Genomic DNA, 21,396 nt, shown 5'->3' with positions numbered 1-21,396 from the left:
GTTAACCTGGTGCCTGCCCATTTCCTATCCGGTGCCTACCCGGTGCAAAGATCGGCCGCCCCCCAGGGGCGGCCGCGCAGGATCAGAAGTCCAACCGGACCCCGTGCTCGATCTTCAGGCTGTCGACGCCGGGCATCGACAGGCGGGTCACGACCGCGCCCTGATCATTGAGAAAACGGCGTTCCCGGTGGAAATCAATGCTCAACCGGTCAGTATCATCGATATTTTCATAGTCGATCTCAAAGCTATAGATCAGCCCGGTTACCGGATTGAACACCTCACGGCGGAAGCCCAGTCCCAGACCACAGCCCAGGCTGCTGTCATAGGAAGAAACCTCGCAGATCACCCGTGGCGTCAGCGCCATCTCGGCCTGGCTGGCGCGTGGATCAGCATCGCTTGTTGCAGGGCCAAAGCCGGAAAACGCCACCTCGGCAAACAGACGCCCGCCGTTGTAATCGGGGATATCAATACTGCCGGTATCGGTCTGGGACAGCTGAGTGGCAGTGACATCGGCATCGCCAGTCAGCGCATAGGCCAGATCCAGCCCGACGCGCGGGGTAATCAGCATCTTGTCCAGCTGGTGCTGTCCTGACAGGGCCACCCCGGCAAAGGCCGCGGCATAGTCATAGCTGCCATCAGCCTGGATCGCGCCGCCGATGGCCGCAAAGCTGAGGTCAAAGCGGTGATGGCCAAAGCCGCCCGCCGCGTAATAATCAAGGAACAATCCATCGCCCAGCTGGCGCGCGCCATAGATCCCGGCATTGACACCGACCCCGTTGATCGAGCCATCCGCCAGCCCGGTGACATTGGTCCGGCTGAGATAGCCGCCCCAGAACTTGCCGCGCAGGTCGGTTTCAGACAGGAAGCGTTCCCGCTGGCTGGAGAACTGCACCAACGCCTGGGTGCCGATGTTTTCCGTCCGGGTCAGGCTGAAGCTGCCGGCCAGAATGCTGCGGCTGCCGCTGCTGCAATTGTAGACATCATAGCCAAAGGTCCCGTCGCTCTGGCCATTGCCCCCTTGGGTATTGATGCTGCCATCAATGTCAAACCCGGCCAGAGAGCCACAGCCCAGCCCGGCCTCGCCGGCCTGCAACCGCGCCAGGGCGCCCTTGGCGATGCCATTGAAATAGCGCTGCTGGGTCTGCACGGTTTCTTCGACATCATTTTTCAGGATCTCGGTCAGCGGTTCCCGGATCTGGTCGATCAGGTCGTCACTGACGGTGACCTGCGCCAGGGCCAGGCCAAAGCCGTCAAAGGCGCTATCGGCCGAGCTGACGCTGACGCTGGGCTGGCAGCTATGCGCGCCTTCCACCACATCGTCATCCAGCGCGGCAATGGTCAGGGTCTGGGCACTGGCATAAGTGGCGCTGGTAAAGGTCAACACCGCAGGCGAGACGCTACACTGGGAATCGCCGGTGAAATTCAGCACCACATCCTGGCCCGGCTGCCCCATCAAAACAAAGGACATCGCCGCAGTGTCGCGGCCATTTTCGGATGCGGTGAGATCATCATTGGTCACCGCAATGGTGGCAAGGTCATCATCGGTGATGCTGGTGCTTTGGGTCAGATCCGCCGTGGTGGTCGACAACATCACCGCCGTATCCGTCGAGGTGACAGAGGTCAGGGTGAAGATCACGGTTTCACTGCCCTCGATCAGCCCGTCTTCCAATACGGTCAGATCCACCAGCGCCGAGGTATCGCCCGCCGCGATGGTAACGCTGCCGCTGGGGGCGGTGTAATCCACCCCGGAGGTTGCGGTGCCGCCCAGGCTGTAGCTGATGGTGCTGTCCTGAGCGGCGGCCTTGCTCAGGCTGACGGTAAAGCTGACGCTGTCGGTGGCTGCGCCATTGGCCTCGGCACCGGTATCGCTGGCGCTGGCTGTTACCTCGATGATCTCGCAGTTGGTCATCGGGATATTGTTGGCCAGTACATCCGGATCGCCTGCTTCAATCGTGAAGTTATCGTAAAATACCGGGTTGGCCGCCAGGGATGCATCCGCCAGGAAGCCGGTTGATCCCACCTCGGTCGAGCCCAGCACCGCCGGATTGGCCGGCAGCAGCGAGGTCACGTCCAGCGTGCCCGACGACAGGCGCGTGGTGCTGGCGCTGCCGCTGGCAGGATAGCTGTAGGCGATGCTATAGCTGCCGGGAGAGAGGGCAAACCACTGAAACTCTCCGCTAGAGCCATCGCGCACGATATTGATGCCATTGGAAATCCCGACCGAACTGTTGGAGCCGCTGGGGCCGGTCACCGTAATGCCGCCACCTGACAGGATGCGGCCATCATCTTCGCAGTAGAAATAGCCCTGCGGGTCATAATCGGCGCTGTCGACAATACCATCGCCATCGCGGTCGGCGCTGCTGCTTTCCAGGTGGTCAGGGATGCCATCGCCATCGGCATCGGCGGGGGGATTTGGATCGGGCGTGCCGGTCAAATGCGCCTCGACGGTCACCGGATCGCTGACCAGGTTGCCATTGCCATCAGCATTGACGGCACTGTCCTGCGGCAGGGTCAGGGTCATGGTGCCATCATGGTCGGGGGTCACGGTAAGACTGTAGCTGGTGCCGCTGCCGGTCAGGCTTGCGGCGCTGCCGCCGTCCACCACCAGGGCGCTGGCCACCAGGCCGGTGACGCTCTCGCTAAAGTCCAGATCAAGGGTAAAGGCGCCGCTCTGGGCCGGTGTCGGCGCGCTCAGGGTGACAAGCGGCTGGCTGGTATCCTTGCGGGTGGTATCGCTGGCGGCAGGGCCGCTTTGCCCCGCGGCATCGGTCAGCACAACCGAAAGCGTCAGGGTGCCATCCGCAAGCCCCGATACATCCAGCCCAGTGATCTGATCGCTGGCGCTGGCCAGGGTCCCGTTGCCGGTGACCGCCGTGCCGCCACCATCCGACGTGATGCTATAGCTGTACTGGATGCCGGTTTCGGCCCCGGCAAAGGTAAAGCTGAGCGCGGTCTGGGCGCTGACATTGACCGGATCCTGATCAAGACTGACGCTGTAGCCAGAGGGCGCATTCTGATCCAGACTCAGCGTGGTGCTGGCCTGATCGACCGGATTGCCCGCCACATCCATGGCATCTGCGGTCAGGGTCAGGGGGCCATCGGCCAGCGGGCTGAGATCGAGGTTCACGCTCCAGGCATTGCTGGTCACTGTGGCGCTGCCAGTGACGGTGGCGCTGGCGCTGTCGGTGACCAAGAGGGTCACGCTCTGGGCGTCTTCCACGCCGGCAGAGCTGCCGGACAGGGTGACCGCGCTGGCTTCGGCTGCTGACACGATGTCATCCCCGGCCAGTGGGCTGTCAAATCCCAGCGCGGGCGCATCGGTATCCAGGCTGAGGCTGGCGGTTGCCTGCGGTGTCGGCGTGCCTGCTGCATCCGTAACATCCGCAGTCAGGCTGAGGCTGCCATCGCTCAGAGGGCTGAGGTCCAAATCCGTGCTCCAGCTGCCGCCGGTCACCGTGGCGCTGCCGCTCACCGTGGCGCTGCTGCTGTCGGTGACCACCAGGCTGACGCTCTGGCCGTCTTCGATCAGGGTACTGCTGCCGGACAGGGTGACGGTTGCGGCCTCGGCGGAATTGACGACATCATCCCCGGCCAGCGGGCTGTCAAAGGCCAGGCTGGGCACCTTCAGCGTGGCGCTGGCTGTGCCGGAATTGCCCAGCGAAGAGGTCAGATCGCCCGTGGTATTGACCAGGCTGCCGCTGGCAGAGCTGAGAACATCAACGCTGAGGTCGCAGCTGGCGCCGGCGGCGACCGTGCCGCCAGTATAGCTGATGGTCGAGGCCCCGGCAGTGGCGGTCAGAGTGCCCCCGGCGCAGGTGGTGCTGGCATTGGTCGGGCTGGCCAGGGCAAGCCCGGCGGGCAGGTTATCGGTGAAATCCAGCCCGCTGGCTTCTATCAGGGCACTGCTGTTGTCGATGGTAAAGGTCAAGCTGGTGCCGGACCCAAGGGTGACACTGCTATTGGCAAAACTCTTGCTAAAGCCGGGCAGCGGCGCGGCGCTGACATTCAGCGTGGCGCTGGCTGTGCCGGAATTGCCCAGCGAAGAGGTTAGATTGCCTGTGGTATTGAGCAGCCCCCCCACCGTGGTCGCTCGCACCTCCACTGAAAGGTTGCAGCTGGCACCCGCAGCGACCGTGCCGCCAGTATAGCTGATGGTCGAGGCCCCGGCCGGCGCGGTGATGGTGCCTCCGGTGCAGGTGGTGCTGGCATTGGCACTTGGGGCGATGACCAGACCTGTCGGCAGGTTATCGGTGAAATTCAGCCCGCTGGCCAGAAGCGTCGCGGCGCTGTTGTCGATGCTGAAGGTCAGGGTTGTGGTATCGCCCTGCACAATGGGGGATGCGGCGAAGCCCTTGCTGTACAGCGGTGCCGGATCAATGGTGAAGCTGGCACTGGCGGCATTGGCGGCAAATACACCGTTTTCCGTCAGGGGGCTGCTGCTGCCGGGATAGCTGCCGGCACTGGCCGTGCCTGGAATCGAGAGGGTCAGCGCGATGCTGCAACTGTCACCCGGTGCCAGGCTGCCAGAGGTCAGGATGACCTCGCTGGTGCCGGAAACCACAGAGCCGCTGCCGCAGAGATTGCTGCCGGTACCGGCACTGACGACCAGCCCGGTGAGGGCGACATCCAGATCATCGGTAAAGCGCAGCCCCGAAAGGCTGGCACTGCCATCATTATTGGTGATCTGATATGTCACGGTGGTGCTGCCACCGGCGCCCAAAACCGGATCGGCAAAGCTCTTGACGAAACTGGGCAGCGCAAAGGCGCTGACGGTCAGATCCGCTGCGGCCGCTGGCCCGGTCACTGCCAGCCCGCTGGCCTCGGCCGTCACGCTGGTGGTGGTGCCGGCATAGACATTGGCACTGCTGCCGCCGGGCACCACCTGCGTGACGCTGAAGCTGCAGCTGGCGCCTGCGACCAGAGTGCCGTTTGCAAAGCTCAGCATTCCGGTGCCGCTGAGCGATGATCCCGAGCCACAGATATTGGACTGGCTCCCGGAGGTAGAGGCAAGCCCGCTGAGCTGCGCGTCCAGATCATCGCTAAAGGCGATGGAGGTCAGCGCCCGGCTGCTGTCATTGCTCAGCGTGTAATTCACCACGACGCTGTCCCCGGGGGCGGTTGGGGTGCTGGCGTAGGATTTGCTCAGGCTGACCAGGGTGCTGTCGACTGCAAAGTTGGCCAGCATATTGTCAAGAGTGACAGTGCCGCCGTTCAGGGTTGCGCGGACGGCGGTGGTGGCCGTCATATAGCTGCCATCGGCGGCCCCTGAGGGCACGGTCAGGGTGACAGCGATATCGCAGTTTGCCCCTGGTGCCAGCGACATGCCGGTGAAGACCCCGGTTGTGGTGCCGCTGGCAGAGCCGCCGCCGCAGAACCCTGCGGTGGGCAGCGCGGCGACCGCCAGACCGGACAGGGCCTGAGAGTAGTTGTCAGTAAAGTTGATGGCGGAATAGGTATAGGTGCTGTCCGGGTTGCTCAGCCGATAGGTCAGGGTGATCTCTTCGCTGGGCAGGGGATCGGTGATGTCAAAGGAGGCGCTGAGGTTCAGCGCCTGGGCCACCAGGATTTCGATCGAATCCGTGGCCGCCGCCGCCGTTGTCGTCTTGCCACCGGCACTGCCGGTCAGGGGGCTGGTGGTATTGGTATAGGTATTGGCCACCACCCCCGCATCCAGCGTCACCGTGGTCTCGATGGTGCAACTGCCGCCGGGATCCAGGCTGCCCCCGCTATAGGTGAGCATGGAATTGCCCGCAGACAGGCTGGTGCTGCCGGTACAGGTGCTGCTGTCAATGGTCAGCGTGGTGCCGCTGGCAAAAGCCGCCAGATCATCGGTAAAGCTAAGCCCGGTGGCCGTATTGGGCGATTCCGCCGCGCTGGACATGGTAAAGGTCAGGGTTGTGCTTTGACCTGCCCCCAGAATATCGGCGGCAAAAGTCTTGGAAAAGTTGAGATTGGCGCCGCCTTCGACATCCAGTGTCGCGCTGGCCGCTGCCGTCGTGACTGAATTGCCATTGACCGTTGCGCTGACCTCTCCGGTGCTGAAGGGATAGCTGCTTGGCGGCACGCTTGCATCCACGTCCAGGATCAGATCAAAGCTGCAGGTCTCGCCAACCGCGAGGTCAGCGCCACTCACCTGCATTCCAAAGGTATCAAACGCCGGGAAGCTTAGGTTAAAGGTGCTGCCCCCGCCGCAGCTGCCGTCTGCTGGCAGGGTCGCAATCGAGATGGAATTGGCCCCGGTGATATCGGTGATGACCTCCTGAAAGGCGATATCCGTCAAGGCCTGCGCCGAATTGGGATTGCTCAGCGTATAGCGCAGGGTGGCGCTGCCACCGGGGGCAACCGGATTATTGACCACCTGTTTGCTCAGGCTGGCGCCCTGGCCGCCATCGCCCAGCACCGACAGCGTGGTAGAGGCGGTGCCGCCGGTATAGGGAGCGCCATCCAGCGTGGCGGTCACCGCGCTGGTGACATTGAGATAGCTGCCACTGGTAGCCCCGGCCGGGATCAGCACCGAAACATCAAAGGTACAACTGTCGCCCGAGGCCAGCGTGGCGCCACTCAGGGTCAGGTTGCTGCTGCCGGTCAGGCTGGATTCGGCCCCGCAGAACTCATCTGGGGGCAGGGCAGTGGCGGTCAGCCCCGACAACATCGCATCCAGGTCATCGCTAAAGCTGATATTGGTGGCGCTGCCGCTGCGGCTGGTGTTCTGCAGCACAAAGCTGAGGGTCACGGTCTCGCCCGCCCCCGCCTGTGCGACATCAAAGCTCTTGAACAAGCCAATGCCATCTGTCGGCAGGCTATTCACGGTGAAGGCGGTGGTTTTGGTCTCTGTACTGAGCGGGCTCCCAAACGCATTGCGGATGATGAGATTGCTGCTCAGCTGGTAGTCATCCGAAGCACCCCCTGTCAGCACTGAACTGACCGTACAGCTATAGGTGCCCGCCGTTTGCAGCTGATCGCCGGTAAAGCTTAAGGTACCAGCATCGCGATCTGCCGCGAAGGTGCCACTACAGCCGCTTGATGTGTTATTCAGCGGCGTGGCAAACTCCACCCCTGTGGGCAGGTCCAGGGTCAGATAGGAAGAGCGCCATTCACTGGAGGTCCCACCCGTGGGGACCACAATGTCAAAAGACAGGCTCAAGGTGGCAGAGCTGCCGGGATCTACCGCTGTGGGGCTGATAGAGGTGATAAAGTTGGTGGTGCTGGCGGTGACCGTCAGATCATCACTGGCGGGGCCGCTATTGCCCAGATCAGAGGTCAGATCCCCCGTGGTGAAGGTATGGGTCCCCGCTGTGCTGGAATTGACGGGCAGGGATACTGTGCAGGATTCGCCATTGCCGAGACGTCCGCCGCTCAGGCTGATGGTGTCGCCGCCCGCCGTGGCGCTGAGGCTGCTGCTGTTGCAGCTGTTGCTCTGACTGCCGCTGGCAATGGTGACCCCTGCGGGCAGGGTGCCGTTAAAGGCCAGATCCTGCGCCGCCGTTCCGCTGGTGTTGTCGATGGTAAAGGTCAGCACCGACTGCCCGCCGGAGGAGATACTATTGGGGCTGAACTGCAACGAGAAATCAGGCCCCACCGGAGCAGCCCTGGCGACACCCGAACTCAGGATCATCGCCGGTACAAGCCCAAGGCACAATACAAAGCAGAGGCATGAAAAACGGCGCAAAAGGCTGGTCATAGAATATCCCGAAATATCAGAAGTGATGGTCTGCAATGCCCCGCCTGCGACAACCTGCAGGGGTGCCGCAAGCCTACGGCGGGGCAGCAATGGGCAGCAATGGTGCATTTTCAGAAAGGCGAATTTTTAGGCGAGTGTCGCAGATTGGCCATTTTCCGCCGACACAACCCAGGGTGTTGCCAGCCGTCAGCCGCAAATGGCAGGCAACAGCCGCACCGCGGGGGGGGGGGCACAGACGGTGGTTTTTCAGGACAAGCCGCCAGCCAGAGGGGCCCAGGTGCAGCCCGGTTGCCAGCCAGTTGCAGCCCAGATCAGCCCCTAGCGCTGGCGGCTGATCTGATAGAGGTTACCGGCGCGCAGGGGGCCTTCGATACGGGTCTCGCTGCCATCAGGCCAGCGGATGCTGACAGCGCTGGCCGCGCCGTTTTCTCCCAGGCCAAAATGCAGTCGGGGCGCATCGTAGCTCATGAAACCACCGCCAAGCTGGATCTCGCGCATCTGCTGGCTGCCATCCGCCATTTCCAGGGTGACCCGGGCGCCGATTGCGGCGCGGTTGCCCCTCAGATCCTCTAGCTGCATCGCCAGTCGTGGGGCCTGGGCGCTGTTGCGAAACAGCGCCACCGGCCCGTTCACCGGATGGGTCACCAGATCAAGATCGCCATCCCCGTCGATGTCAAACTGGCTGGCTGCGGCTGTCATCAGGTGATCCTCCAGCCCCGCTGCCCGCGAGGCTTCGGCAAAACCGCCCTGGCCGTCATTCTTGAAATAGAGGTTGGAGGGCGAGACCTCATTGGGCACCCAGGTGCCATTGACGATATAGAGATCCTGCCAGCCATCCAGATCAAAATCCGCCACCTTGGTGTCCCAGCTCCAGCCGCCGACCTCCAGCCCGCGTGTGGCTGCGGTATCAGCGTAGCGCCCGGCGGTCCCGGCGCTGGCCGCCTGCCATTCCAGCAGCACATTGGCCCGCAGGATCTGCGGATGGGTCAGGGCAATTTCTGCCGCCAGGGGCGCGCGCGCCGGTTTGAAATGCAGGTCGCAATAGGCCCGCGGCACCGGCTGATGCTCTGGGATCAGGGCACAGAGCGCGGGATCGCGTTTCTGGATCGCCAGATCCTTGATCAGCATGGCTTTGCACGCCTCTTGGTTGCGCCCCTGCAATTGCTGACAGCGGCTGGCATAAGAAGGATCAAAACGGTTGCCCGATTTATACCAGGCCTTGATCGCCATATTCTGCTCGCAGGTGGCCTTGCTGGCCGGGTGCTCGATCGCATCGCAGTACTGCGCCAGCGGCTGCATGTTCAGCCGATCAGACACCCCGGAAGAGCGCCCGGCGATCTGCGCCATGTAGATATCGGGGGTGCCATCGTTGAACAGATCTGCCACCGCCACCGACATGGTGGTGGTTGGCGTATGCGGGATCAGCCCCTCGGGCTGGGTCAACATACGCATCCCCCCTGCGCCATCGCCGCGATAGAAATAATCGGGGATATCAAAATCATTGCCGACAATCAGATCCTGCATCCCATCGCCGTCAAAATCGCTGAACAGCAGCGACAGGGTTTCGCCGGGAATGCCGGGCAGGTCCTGGGCGGTCTTGCCATCCAGGCGGCCATCGGGGTTAAAGACCAGCCGGTTGCGGGATTCCTCGCCCGGAATGCGGCGATACCAGCCCGCCGCCCAGTTGCCGAGGCCGAGATCCAGATAGCCGTCGCGGTCCAGATCGGCAAAGCTCAGCGCCATGGCAAGCGGGGTCTCTTCGCTGCCCTGCACCACCTGCAGCGGGCTGTCGCCAAACCGGCCCTGATGGTTGCGCCACCAGAAGTTGCCCTTGAGATAGCTGGCAAGGAACAGATCCAGCCAGCCGTCATTGTCGATATCCACCAGGACCGCGTTGAAAATCGACAGATCCGTCAGCGCTGCCAGCTCGGCCTGCGCCGCCGGGTCCAGGGCAAGGCGGGAAAACTGGCCGCTGCCATCGTTTTCATAAAGATAAAGCCCGGCTTCGGTCGAGGCCAGCACCAGGTCTATATCGCCGTCCCCGTCCAGATCACCCGAAGACAGGCTGCGGCCCTCCCAGAAGGGGGGCCACATATCGCGCATGGAAAATTCCAGCGGCTTGTCGATGCCAAAGCTGCGGGCCTCGGCGCGGGTGAACAGGGTGTCGGCCGCAGGCGAGGGCGGCGCCAGGGCGCTGGCGGTGAGGCTGATGTCAGCGGCATCCGGCGTGGTGACCTGTGGATCCAGCGTCGCCGCCTGGGCCGCGCCCCAGAACAGCCCGCCGCCTGCGATCTCTGCGGCAGGTGCGAGGGGCTCGGCCGCGCCCTGCAACAGCATCTCCAGCGCCCGCTGGCTTTGCCAGTTGTGATAGCTCTGCGCCCCGGCCCCGGCCAGAATACCCAGCAGCGCCAGCACCCCGGCCATCTGCGCCGCAACCCGCAGCCCCAGCATCTGGCGGATGATAAAGAAGGAATAGATCGAAAAACTGCCCAGGGTGATCAAGAGCGCCATGACATAGCCCTGCGCCAACCCGCTGGCGATCAGCACCCCGCAGAGCACCACGTCAAATCCAATGGGCACCGGCAGGAACAGCCCCACCGCAGCAATCAGCAGCAAGGCCCCCAGCCCGAAGGGCAGGCCAGTGATCAGGCTTGACGGCAGCAGGGTCGCGACCAGCGCCCCCAGAAATCCCGCCGCCAGCATCAAGGGCACAGTGAGGCGCACAATATACCACAGGTTGCCCAGATAGGCCCAGGCAACGCCAAGCACCGCGCGCAGCAGCCCCTCGGGCTTGGCCGCCGCTGTTGCTGCGGGGGCCAGTTCGGCGGCGCTCCAGGGCTGCTGCGCGGGTGCATTGGGCGGCCCCTGTTCCGCTGCCGCCTGATCGACCGCAGCTTGGGGCAGGGCCCGGCAGATCAGCGGCACCACCACCAGGATCACCAGCAGGCTGATCGCGACCTTCACCACCACCATATAAAAGGGCACCAGTGCCAGCAGCATGGTCAGCACCACAAAGTTGAGGGTGGGCGAGGCCACCATCGTGGCCAAAACCGTCTCGACCCGCATCCCCGAGGCATGTAGCCCCCGGCCAATCGGCGCGGCACAATTGGCGCAGACCCCCAAGGGCACGCCGATGAACAGCCCCAACAGCGCATTGGCCAGCCCGCTTTGAAAGGCACGGCGGCGCAGATAGCCAAGCGCGGTCATGAAGCTGGCGGCAAAGAGAATGCCGAAGGTCATGCCCTTCTTGTTGGTATTGATCCAGTTCAGGGTGGTGTAGAACACCCGCTCCGCGATCCCCATGGTCTCGGTCAGCTGGTATTTTGCCTCAAAGCTCAGCGGATCTTCGAGCTGGATCGCGCCAGACATCATCAGCTTTTCATTCAGCGCCGGATAGCGTGATCCGGTCCAGAACAGCAGGGTGATCACCACCAGAAGCAACAGCGCCAGCCCCAGCCGCAGACCAGAGGGCGCCACCGCCGTTAGACCAGGGCCAAAAGACGAAGCAGATTGGGACTGGGGCTGAGACTGGGGGCTGGCTGGCATGGGGGATCTCATCTTTTGTAGAAAATACAGGTGGCTGAGACTTCTGCCGGGCAGGCGGGAGCCGGGGACCTGGAGGCAAGAGGGCAAGGGGGGGGGCAAACGGCAAAGCGCAGGGTTGGAAAGGCGCAGCCGATCCGGCCAGACTTCTGGCCAAAACACGGGCCACCCGAGACTCAACCACAATCGGACCAGAGCCTGGGGCGGCCGCCGGGATCAGCCCCCTTGCAGGTGGGTTTCCAGTTCTGAAATCCGGGTGTTCAACTGTTCGATGTAGATATGTGCGGTTTCCAGCTCGTTCAGCATCCGCAGCATCTTCAGTGAAACATTGATCGGCGCATCCGGACCGGTTGGCCCCACCGCTGGCAGGTGCTTGTCTGCCCACATCTGCGCCGCGTGCTCTTCGATCGAAGGCACCTGATAGGCTTCGGGGTCAAAGACAGCATCACAGGGATCAGCCGCCGTACAGGCGCCACCGCCGCCGGTGGTGATCAGACTGCCGGGAATAGTCACATTGCCGGCTTCATCCAGCTCCAGCTCGGCATCGCCGGTGCCGTCAAAAGACAGGCGGAAGGTGCCGCCAGCCAGGACCATTTTCAAATCGGGACCGGGGTCACTGCTGTCAGACATGATCAACGAGGTGGTCCCCGCATTGGAGATATTGATCGTGCCGCCCGTCGTCCCGTTGCCAGCGACACTAAGATCGCCGTTTTCAACATTAATATTGCCACTTACCAGATGCAGCTTGGCATTGGGGGAAGCGGTCCCCAGGCCAATATCACCGTCCGTATCGATATACAGCGCATTGGTCGGCGCCGAGGGGCGGATCCTGAAAGGCAGGAGGCTGCCATTGGTGGCATCGCGGATAAAGAAGTTGGTCTCGTTGCTGGCCAGATCCCAGGTCTGTGGGGTGAAGCCGGAGGAGCCATCCTGCTCAAGCCGCAGCGTCGGCGTATCGCCATCCACGACATGGGCTTCAACGACCGGGTTGAAGGTGCCCAGGCCGATGCGGCCGCTGGCATCCACATACAGACTATTCGATGGCGCCTTGGCCTCGATGGTAAAGGGGGTGCGATTGTTATCAAGGTCATCGATGGAGAACTTTTCCTGCCCGCCGTTTGCGCTGTCGTTGAAGGTCAGCTGCCAGTCATTGGTGGGAAAGCTGCCGGCGGTTGAGGTATCCATGGCGCGAATACGCAGATTGTTTTCCTTCAGGCGAATGGTCTCAAAGCCAAAGCTTTCCCCATTGACGCAATCCATCCCGACGCAGATACTGCCGTCCGCGATCACGTCGTCAGTGAACACCTGATCCGCCTGCGCCACCCCTGTTGACAGACCCAGAGCCCCCGCCATCAGGCCTAGGGAACTGATGCCTGTGATCAGGCTGCGCTGGAATGAAACTGTCATACTATATCCTCTTTGGTGCTGCGCAGATCTGACTGCGTGGCCTGGCGTCATCGACTTAGTCTTCCTGGATCTCTTCCGGGGTAACAATCACCCCGCGCGATACCATAAAAGACCCGTTCATGTAAAAAGGTTTGGCCTTCGAGCTGGCGACCTCTCCCCGGCCATTGTCGGTAGGGTTGACGATTTCAACCGTCTCATCGGTGGCCGCCTTCAACTCATAACGATAGATGCCGTCCAGCACCTCGTCGCGGTCCAGTTCATAGACCGGGGTGCCAGAGGCGGAAAAAACTTCGCTGACCGCGCCATTGGGGGCGGCAACCACCAGTGTGGCGTTGCTGAGGCCCGACCAGTTTTCAAACCAGACCGCGCTGGAATTATGCTGCTGCACCGGATCGATGGTCAGGGCCGAAGCGGCAGTCAGCCCCCCCAGCGTCAGGCCACCCAGCGCCAGGCCAAAGGCCAATGATCTGATAGAAACGCGCATTTTCAAATCCATTTTTCCTAATAGCTTCAGCCCAGTCAAACCGCCCGTCTGACTGCCAGCCCGTTCGCCCGGCTGGGCCTTGCCACATCATCTACTAAACCTGCACAGGATTAGCGGAAAAAGGCAAAAACTTTAAGTATTTTTCACACTAGGGCAATTTTGCAGCACCCAGACCCGCCACACCCCAGGGGGTGCCCCGGCTCTTTGGCCAGGCGAGCGGTCCCGGGTCAGCCCCTAGAGAACCCCCGCCCGGCTAAAGACGCCAAAGAAATTGCCGATGATATTGGAAATGGTCAGCGCGTCATTGATCGGCGATTCTGTTGCCATCACCAGATCTCCGGGGTTGATCTGGAACTTGCGGGCCGAAAACAGCCCATCCGCCGAGGTCAGATCCAGGGTAAAGACCACCCGGGGCAGGCGCGGCCCCCGCACACCGGGGGCCACTGCATCCGGCCCATATTCACGCAGCACCAAGAGCCCCTGGGGATCGGCGCGACCATCCTGAAAACCACCGGCTACCGAAATCGCATCCATTGCCGACATCTCGTCCTTGGTGAAAATATGCAGATCCTCTGTGCCGGTGGCCCCGAAGGACAGGAAATAGCGGGCATCTTCTTCGACAAAGACCCGGTCGCCACCGCGCAGCAGCGTATCAAGCCGCGGGGTGTTCAGCAGGGTATCCACCGAGGTGCCATAGATATTCTGGCCGCGCACCAGACGGATCTGCGGGTTGTTCAGACTGGCGCTGATGCCGCCCCCGGTCGAGATCAGCCCCATGACGGAAAAATTCCGGTCGGGCATCGGATAGGTGCCCGGACGCGCCACACCCGAGACCAGATCAACCGAATTGTTGCGCCCCTCGGCCATGTCCAGCTGCAGCTGCGCCGAGGGCACGATGGCCTCCAGCTCGCCCTGCAGGGTCTCGCGGGCCAGATCCGGGGTCAGCCCCAGCACATTCACATTGCCCACATAGGGCATGAAGATGCTGCCATTGGCCGCCACCCGCACATCCTGCAGCTGCACCATCTTTTGTTCTGTAGAGGTCAGCAGGGAATTGTCGCTGCTATCCCAGATCCGCAGGGTCAGCTTGTCGCCGGGCTGGATGATCTGGGTCTTGGCCCCGGTGCTGGCCCCAATCCAGTTGAGCCGCTCTTGCTTGCCCGTTGCGGGCCACTGCGCCACCGAGGGCAAAAAGGCACGGGTGACCGCATAGAGGGCAAAATCGGCCTCTACCTGCCCCGATTGCTGGATGATCTCTTCGCTGGCGGGGGCCCCACCGGGCAGACGCCCGCAGGCCGCTGGCAACAAGGTAAGGCTGACAGCAGCAAGCAGGGGGAACAGAAGGCGCATGGAGACTCTTTTCGGGAATGGTCTTGATTTTTGCTCTGTGCAAGATACTGGGCTTGGGCGGCGCGTCAACACGGCTGCGCGCCCAGAATAAACAGAGGCGACAAATGGGTTTTCCGGTCACAGTCATTCTTGGCGCTTCAGGGCGTATCGGGGCGCTTTTGCGCCAATTCTGGTGCCCAGAGCAATCGCCGAGAACCACCGCCACCGCCCAGCTGCACTGGCAAAGTCGCCAGCCGCTGCGGGACGCCCACAGCAGACCCCTGGCCAATCCAGTGCTTGACCCGCTGGCAGAGCCCACGCGCCTCGCAGCGCTGGTGGCCAGGGCGGATGTTGTGCTCTGTCTGGCGGGCAGCATTCCGGGGCGGGGCGGCGATCTGGCCGATAACAGCCGCCTGGCCGAGGCCACAATCAGGGCATCGGCCCAGGCCCGCAGGCCCGGAACCGATCAGCCGCCGCGGGTTTTGCTGGCGTCCTCGGCAGCGGTCTATGGCAATCAGCCCGGCCTGCTAGCGGAAGATCAGCCGCTGCATCCGGTGCAGCCCTATGGCATCGCCAAGGCCGAGATGGAGCAGCGCGCCACCAGATTGGGCCAGCAACTGGGGGTGCCGGTCACGGCGCTGCGCATTAGCAATATCGCCGGGCTGGACGCCATTCTGGGGGGCTGGACGCCGGGGTTTTGCCTGGATCAGTTCGGGGATGGATCCAGCCCCCGGCGCAGCTATGTCGGGCCACAGGCGCTGGCCCGGATCCTGGCGGCGCTGCTGCCCCGGACCGATCTGCCGCCCTGTCTGAACCTGGCCCAGCCCGGATTGATCGAGATGGGCGCGCTGCTGCGGGCCGCCGATCTGCCGTTTCAGCTGCGCCCTGCCGCCGCCAGCGCCATTGCCGAGGTCGGGCTGGATGTCGGCCGCCTGGCGCGGCTCTTGGCTGGAACCCCTGTGCAGCAGTCGCTGCTGCAAACCCCGGCGCAGGTAGACCAGCTGGTCGCAGACTGGGCCACCATCGCCCCGCACCCCACAAAGGAGACCCCCGGTTCATGACCTGGCGCAAACGTCTTTTTGATCTGTTCTTTGTCACCCTGCTGATTGTTATTCTGGGGCCAATCCTGCTGGCCCTGCTGCTCTGGCTGTTGTGGAAAGAGGGGCGCCCGGTGTTTTATCTGGCCGAGCGCATGACCACACCGACCCGCGGCTTTCGCCTGTGGAAGCTGCGCACCATGACCCTGGCCAGCGACGACACCGGGGTTTCGGGCGGCGACAAGGCGGCGCGCATCACCAGGACCGGGGCCTGGCTGCGCGCCAGGCGGCTGGATGAATTCCCCCAGCTGTGGAATATCCTTAAGGGGGATCTGTCCTTTGTCGGGCCCCGCCCGCCGCTGCGCCAATATGTCGAAGCCCATCCCGAGATCTACGCCCAGGTGCTGCAATCACGCCCCGGCGTCACCGGATTGGCATCGATCTGCTATCACAAACACGAAGCCACCCTGCTGGCGCGCTGCCAGACGCCAGAGGAAACCGATGCGGTCTATTCCCGCATCTGCGTGCCCGCCAAGGCGCGACTGGACCTGATTTATCAGCGCAACCAAAATATGTGCTATGATTTTGATCTGGTGTTTCAAACCATTGGCAATATCTTCCGACGCGGTTGACGTCCCAGCCGCCATCCCCCAGATCCCAAAGGCAAAAAGCGAAGCACCGATCAGGGTTGCAAACCCGGGCCATGACCGGCGCTGCCGCCAATTGGCAAAAATGCACGTATTTATAAGAAAAAATCCGCCCTGGATCTGGTTGGACCCCCCGCTTTTCTTTGCTAGTCATGGGGTTTCATGTTAGAGGCAACTAAATGCGAAGACGGGCCCGGAAATACATCTTAAAGGTGTGAATCCAGACAGGGCGGGGCGTGAAAAAACGCTCTTGCAGCTCTTCACCAACAAGCACCACCCTCGAAACGGGGGGCAAAGAAACTGGACGGACTGGGATGCTCGACCTGATCAGCGCGCTATCGCGCAAGCAGAAGTCCTATGTCTTTTTGGCAATTGACTTGACCCTGGTGCCGCTGGCGCTGCTCTTCACCCTCGCCATGCAGCCACTGCCGCAGTCGGCGCTCCTGACGCTGTCGGGGCTGCTGCCGGTCTTGCCCTATGTCCTGACAATCATGGCCCTGGCCGAGCTGCGATTGGGGCTGCCGATGGTGCAGCTGAATGCCTATGAACGTCACGCGGTGGGGCTGACCGCCCTGGTGGCCCTGGTGACGGCGGCCGCCCTGGCGCTGCTGACACAGCTGTTTGGGCCGGGGCTGTCACCGGGCACCTATGTGGTCTTTGCCACCAGCCTGCTGCTGTTCATGATGGCCATCCGCGCTGTCCTGCATCAGGTGGTCCTGATGGCCTATCGCCGTGCTTCGCCGCGCTGTCGGGTGCTGATCTATGGCGCCGGCACCACCGGCACCCAGCTGGCCCAGGCACTGAAATCCCATGATGGCATTGATCCGGTGGCCTTTGTCGATGACAACAGCTCGCTGCAGGGGATGACCCTGGTCGGACTGCAGGTCTTTGCCCCTGGCCGCATTCAAGAGCTGGTGGAGACCCGCCAGATCAACCGGGTGCTGCTGGCGATGCCGTCGCAAAGCCAGCCGAAACAGGCCCAGGTCATCGTGCGGCTGCAGCGCATGGGGCTGGAGGTGCAGGCCCTGCCCTCCTTTGCCCAGCTGATTGGCGAAGAGGCCCTGGTCGACAAGCTGACTCTGGTGCCGCCGCAGAAATTTCTTGGCCGCAAAGCCCGCGATCTGCCGCTCAATGCGGCCAGCAGCTCTTATGAGGATCGGGTGGTGCTGATTTCCGGCGCCGGTGGCTCCATCGGATCAGAGCTCTGCCACCAGGTGCTGCGGTGTCGCCCCACCCGCCTGGTACTGTTCGAGCTGAACGAGCTGGCGCTTTACACCATCCACCAAGAGCTGGAGAGCCTGGCCCGCGAGGCCGGTGTCGAGATCGTGCCGGTGCTGGGATCGGTCACCGACAACCGCCAGATGCGCCGGGTGCTTGCGGCCCATAACGTACAGGTGGTGCTGCATGCCGCCGCCTATAAACATGTTCCCCTGGTTGAAGCCAACCCCTTGGCAGGGCTGGCAAACAACGTCTTTGGCACCCAGAATCTGGCGCAGGCCGCGCTACAAGCCGGAGTCGAACGCTTCATCCTGATTTCCTCTGACAAGGCGGTGCGCCCGACCAATGTGATGGGGGCCTCGAAACGCATGGCCGAACTCTTGCTGCAGGATATGGCCAGCCGCAGCCCCCGGACCGTCTTTACCATGGTGCGCTTTGGCAATGTGCTGGGCTCTTCCGGTTCAGTGGTGCCGCTGTTTCAGGATCAGATCAGCCGGGGTGGCCCGGTCACCGTGACCGACCCCCGCGTAAAGCGCTATTTCATGACCATCTCCGAGGCGGTGCAACTGGTGCTGCAGGCCGGGGCAGAGGCCCAGGGCGGTGAAGTCTTTGTGCTGGATATGGGCGAGCCGGTGTCGATTCTGCAGATGGCGCGCCAGGTGATCGAAAGCGCCGGCTACAGCCTGCGCGACGCAGAGAATCCGGATGGTGAAATTGCCATTGAAATCATCGGGCTGCGCCCCGGTGAAAAGATGGAAGAAGAACTGACCCTGACGAATGAGCTGATCACGACCCGGCACCCCAAGATCTTTTGCACCCGCGAGACCGTGCTATCGGAAATCGAAGTGGCCACTTTCATGCGCGGGCTGCGGACAGCCGTTGCCTCGGGCGACAACCATGCCGCAAACCTGGTGTTGCAGCGCTGGGTTGAAGGCTATGGCAGCCAGGACACAAACCGAAAATCTTCCTGAGCCGCAGAGGTCCTGTGGCCGCGCCAGCGTTGATCCCTTTGCGGGTTCCGTGGTCTAACCCCTGAAACACCTGCATAAAACACGTCAGCGAATAAGGCAGCCCCAATCCCGTGATACGCCGCTCTTTCTTCACGTTCAGGACCACCCTGGGCAGCGCTGCTGTTCTGGTCTGTGGTGCCTCGGCGACCCTGGCCTGGGGCCCGGATATCACCCGAACGCCGCATGACCCCGCGCCGGGCAGCGCCGAGGCCGCGCCCCGGTTCAAACCACTGCCGCCGCCCGCGCTGAACTTTTATGGCTCACCCGGTTTGCTGGACACGCCCTCGGCCGAGATGCTGCCGGATGCGACCTATGCGGTCAGCTATTCCTGGTTTGGCGGCCAAAGCCGCTACAACATCACCTTTCAGGCGCTGCCCTGGCTCTCGACCAGCTTTCGCTACAATGGCATCCGCAACCTGAACCTGTTTGGCTTTTCCACCTATTACGACCGCGGCTTTGATGTGCGGGCGCGGCTCTGGAAGGAAGGGAAATACCTGCCAGAGGTGACCATGGGCCTGCAGGATTTTGCCGGTACAGGCGTCTATGCGGCGGAATATTTTGTTGCCACCAAACGCTTCCAGACCCCGGCGCTGTCGCGGCGCAGCGGCCCCGGCCTGCTGAAGCTCAGCGCAGGCCTTGGTTGGGGGCGGCTTGGCTCTTCCGGGGCCATTGGCAATATTGGCGGCCAGCGCCCCAACTTTGTCGGCGGCGGCACCGGCGGCCAGCTGTCTTATGACCAGTGGTTTCGCGGCGATTTTGCCCCCTTTGGCGGCATTGAATGGCAGCCCAACGATCGCTGGAGCCTGAAGGCGGAATATTCCAGCGATGCCTATACCACCGAGACCCAGGTCTCGGATGTGTTTGAGCGCAAATCCTCGCTGAACTTTGGCGCCGAATACCAGTACAGCAACCGCACCCGTCTGGGCGCCTATTATCTCTATGGCTCTGAAGTCGGCTTTACCGCCCAGTTCCAGCTGAACCCGCGCCAGCCGATGACGCCAATGCTGGTGCCCGCCGCCGCGCCAATCCTGCCGCGCAGTGAATGGGCCGTCGGGGAAAACGACTGGAATCAGGACTGGCCCCAAAGCAGCCGCCAGACCACGGTGTTTCGCGATCAGGCCGCCGCGGCCTTGAAAAAGGACGGGCTGATCCTCGAGGCAATCCACTTTACCGGCACCGAGGTGGAACTGCGCTATCGCAACCCGCGCTATCAGTCGGAAATGCAGGCAGTGGGGCGCGTCGCCCGCGCCATGGCCGCCACCCTGCCAGCCTCGGTTGAGACCTTCCGCATCACCCCGGTGCGCAATGGCGTCGGACTGTCGACCGTCACCCTGCGCCGTTCCGATCTAGAGGCCCAGGAATTCAACCCGCAGGCCAGCGAAGCCATTCTGGCGGTCAGCGCCATCAGCGACGCCCGCCCGCTGGCCGAAGACGCGGTCTTTTCCAACGAACTCTATCCTGCTTTCTCCCGCAGCATTTCCCCCTATACCAAGCCCTCTTACTTTGATCCGAGCCGCCCCTTCCGCCTAGATATCGGCGTCGATCTGGCCGCCAGCTATGCCCCGGCGCCGGGCTGGTTCATTGCCGGGGCGCTGCGTCAGCGCCTGGCGGGCAATGTAAAACGCTCGCGTGAATCCAATTCGGTCCTGCCCCATGTGCGCACCGATGTGGCAGCATATGCACAATATGGCACCACTCTGGAAAACCTCTATGTGATGCGGCACTGGAAGCCCGGCCGCAATCTCTATGCCCGCGCCAGCGCCGGTCTGTTTGAAACCATGTATGGCGGGATCTCAGGCGAAGTCCTGTGGAAGCCGGTGAACAGCAAACTGGCCCTGGGGGTCGAGGCAAACTATGTGGTCCAGCGCGACTATGACCAGCGGCTGGGCTTTCGCGACTACAAGACCTTTACCGGCCATGGCTCTCTTTATTACCAGCTGGGCCATGACTACCATCTGCAACTGGATGCGGGGCGCTACCTGGCGGGCGATTATGGCGGCACCCTCAGCCTGGATCGGATCTTCAGCAATGGCTGGGTTGTCGGGGCCTTCTTCACCCTGACCAATGTCTCGGCCGCAGACTTCGGCGAAGGCTCTTTTGACAAGGGCTTTCGCTTTCGCATTCCGCTGGCCTGGATGCTGGGCAAGCCCAACCGCCGCGGCTATGGTCTGACCATTCGCCCCACCCAGCGCGATGGCGGTCAGCGGGTATCGGTGCCCGGGCGCCTTTACGGATCCATCCGCACGGCCCACCGCAACAGCCTGCAAGAGCAACGCGCGAGGTTCTGGGAATGACGTATCTGCCGCGCCGCGCCACGGGGCCAAGGGCCCGAACCCTGTTCAAATCCCTTGCCGGGCTGGTGCTGCTGCTTGGCACCGCAGCCTGCAGCACGGGCCCGGAAGAGGCCAGGAGTTCTGTTGTGCTGGGCCAGGCCATCCGCGAGGTAATTTCCGATTACCGCGCGCCAGATCCCACACCGGTCACGGTCAACCGCGCCTTGCTCGATCAGCTGGGGAACCCGCATCTTGAAGTCTATATCGAAAACCGTGACCTGACTGGCTATGTCGGGCTGCTGCGGGTGCGGCATGACGATCTGCCCGGTGAAATCACCACCTGGAGCACCAATGATGACATTGCCTTATTTTTCCGCAATGGCCTGCTGATTGGCACCCGTGGCCTGCCCGGAAACCTGATCTCTGCCGATGTCCCGGTGCAGGAAAACATTGTCGGCCCGGCCCAGGGCGGGCTGCGCCGCTATTACCTGCGCGGCGGCAACAGCGAAGAACGGCGCATCACCATGGCCTGCGAATTGCAGCAGCTGGGCCGCGAAACGCTTGAAATATATGAGCGCCACTTTACCACTCAGCACCTGCAAGAACGCTGCGAAGGGCGCGATCCAGATGGACGCAAGACAGAAATCATCAATGAGTACTGGGTTGATTCCCGTAGTCAAAAAATTTGGAAATCTCGCCAGTGGGCCGGGCCGGAAACCGGGTATCTGCGCATCCGAAACCTTGCAAGCTGAGCGTTTTTGCCACAG

Annotated in this window: 10 protein-coding genes; 5 read left to right on the top strand and 5 right to left on the bottom strand. The window is 62.5% G+C overall.

What is annotated here, in order from left to right:
* Positions 1 to 82: 82 nt before the first annotated feature.
* The 5 genes from LRK71_RS18360 to LRK71_RS18340 all read right to left on the bottom strand — a co-directional run bounded on the left by LRK71_RS18360 (position 83) and on the right by LRK71_RS18340 (position 14,465).
* The gene (locus tag LRK71_RS18360) at positions 83 to 7,681 is read right to left on the bottom strand and encodes a DUF7933 domain-containing protein (RefSeq protein ID WP_232405423.1); all 7,599 of its coding nucleotides are present in this window, start codon (positions 7,679 to 7,681) and stop codon (positions 83 to 85) included.
* Between the two features lie 318 nt (positions 7,682 to 7,999).
* The gene (locus LRK71_RS18355; protein WP_232405422.1) at positions 8,000 to 11,227 is read right to left on the bottom strand and encodes an FG-GAP-like repeat-containing protein; all 3,228 of its coding nucleotides are present in this window, start codon (positions 11,225 to 11,227) and stop codon (positions 8,000 to 8,002) included.
* Between the two features lie 213 nt (positions 11,228 to 11,440).
* A complete protein-coding gene (locus tag LRK71_RS18350) occupies positions 11,441 to 12,631 on the bottom strand; it encodes a hypothetical protein (RefSeq protein WP_232405421.1) in 1,191 nt (396 codons plus the stop codon).
* Positions 12,632 to 12,686: 55 nt separating this feature from the next.
* A complete protein-coding gene (locus LRK71_RS18345; protein WP_232405420.1) occupies positions 12,687 to 13,115 on the bottom strand; it encodes a hypothetical protein in 429 nt (142 codons plus the stop codon).
* 234 nt (positions 13,116 to 13,349) lie between these two features.
* Complete coding sequence (locus LRK71_RS18340; RefSeq protein WP_232405419.1) at positions 13,350 to 14,465, bottom strand: polysaccharide biosynthesis/export family protein; 1,116 nt, start codon at positions 14,463 to 14,465, stop codon at positions 13,350 to 13,352.
* Positions 14,466 to 14,569: 104 nt separating this feature from the next.
* Between LRK71_RS18340 and LRK71_RS18335 the strand changes: the two genes are divergently transcribed.
* The 5 genes from LRK71_RS18335 to LRK71_RS18315 all read left to right on the top strand — a co-directional run bounded on the left by LRK71_RS18335 (position 14,570) and on the right by LRK71_RS18315 (position 21,381).
* On the top strand, positions 14,570 to 15,505 hold the full coding sequence (locus tag LRK71_RS18335; protein WP_232405418.1) for an NAD-dependent epimerase/dehydratase family protein: 936 nt from the start codon (positions 14,570 to 14,572) through the stop codon (positions 15,503 to 15,505).
* Complete coding sequence (locus tag LRK71_RS18330) at positions 15,502 to 16,113, top strand: sugar transferase (protein ID WP_232405417.1); 612 nt, start codon at positions 15,502 to 15,504, stop codon at positions 16,111 to 16,113. The genes LRK71_RS18335 and LRK71_RS18330 overlap by 4 nt, the downstream gene beginning before the upstream one ends.
* Positions 16,114 to 16,442: 329 nt before the next feature.
* Positions 16,443 to 18,317: a polysaccharide biosynthesis protein gene (locus LRK71_RS18325; protein ID WP_232405416.1), complete on the top strand. Its 1,875-nt coding sequence runs from the start codon at positions 16,443 to 16,445 to the stop codon at positions 18,315 to 18,317.
* Between the two features lie 110 nt (positions 18,318 to 18,427).
* Positions 18,428 to 20,650: a YjbH domain-containing protein gene (locus LRK71_RS18320; RefSeq protein WP_232405415.1), complete on the top strand. Its 2,223-nt coding sequence runs from the start codon at positions 18,428 to 18,430 to the stop codon at positions 20,648 to 20,650.
* On the top strand, positions 20,647 to 21,381 hold the full coding sequence (locus tag LRK71_RS18315; protein WP_232405414.1) for a YjbF family lipoprotein: 735 nt from the start codon (positions 20,647 to 20,649) through the stop codon (positions 21,379 to 21,381). Before LRK71_RS18320 ends, LRK71_RS18315 begins: the two co-directional genes overlap by 4 nt.
* Positions 21,382 to 21,396: the final 15 nt, after the last annotated feature.

Source organism: Pseudophaeobacter flagellatus, assembly GCF_021228235.1.
In the GTDB taxonomy this organism is placed as follows: Bacteria; Pseudomonadota; Alphaproteobacteria; order Rhodobacterales; family Rhodobacteraceae; genus Pseudophaeobacter; species Pseudophaeobacter flagellatus.
Note: the sequence above shows the minus strand (reverse complement) of the source record. Positions and strands in the feature narration are given on the sequence as shown.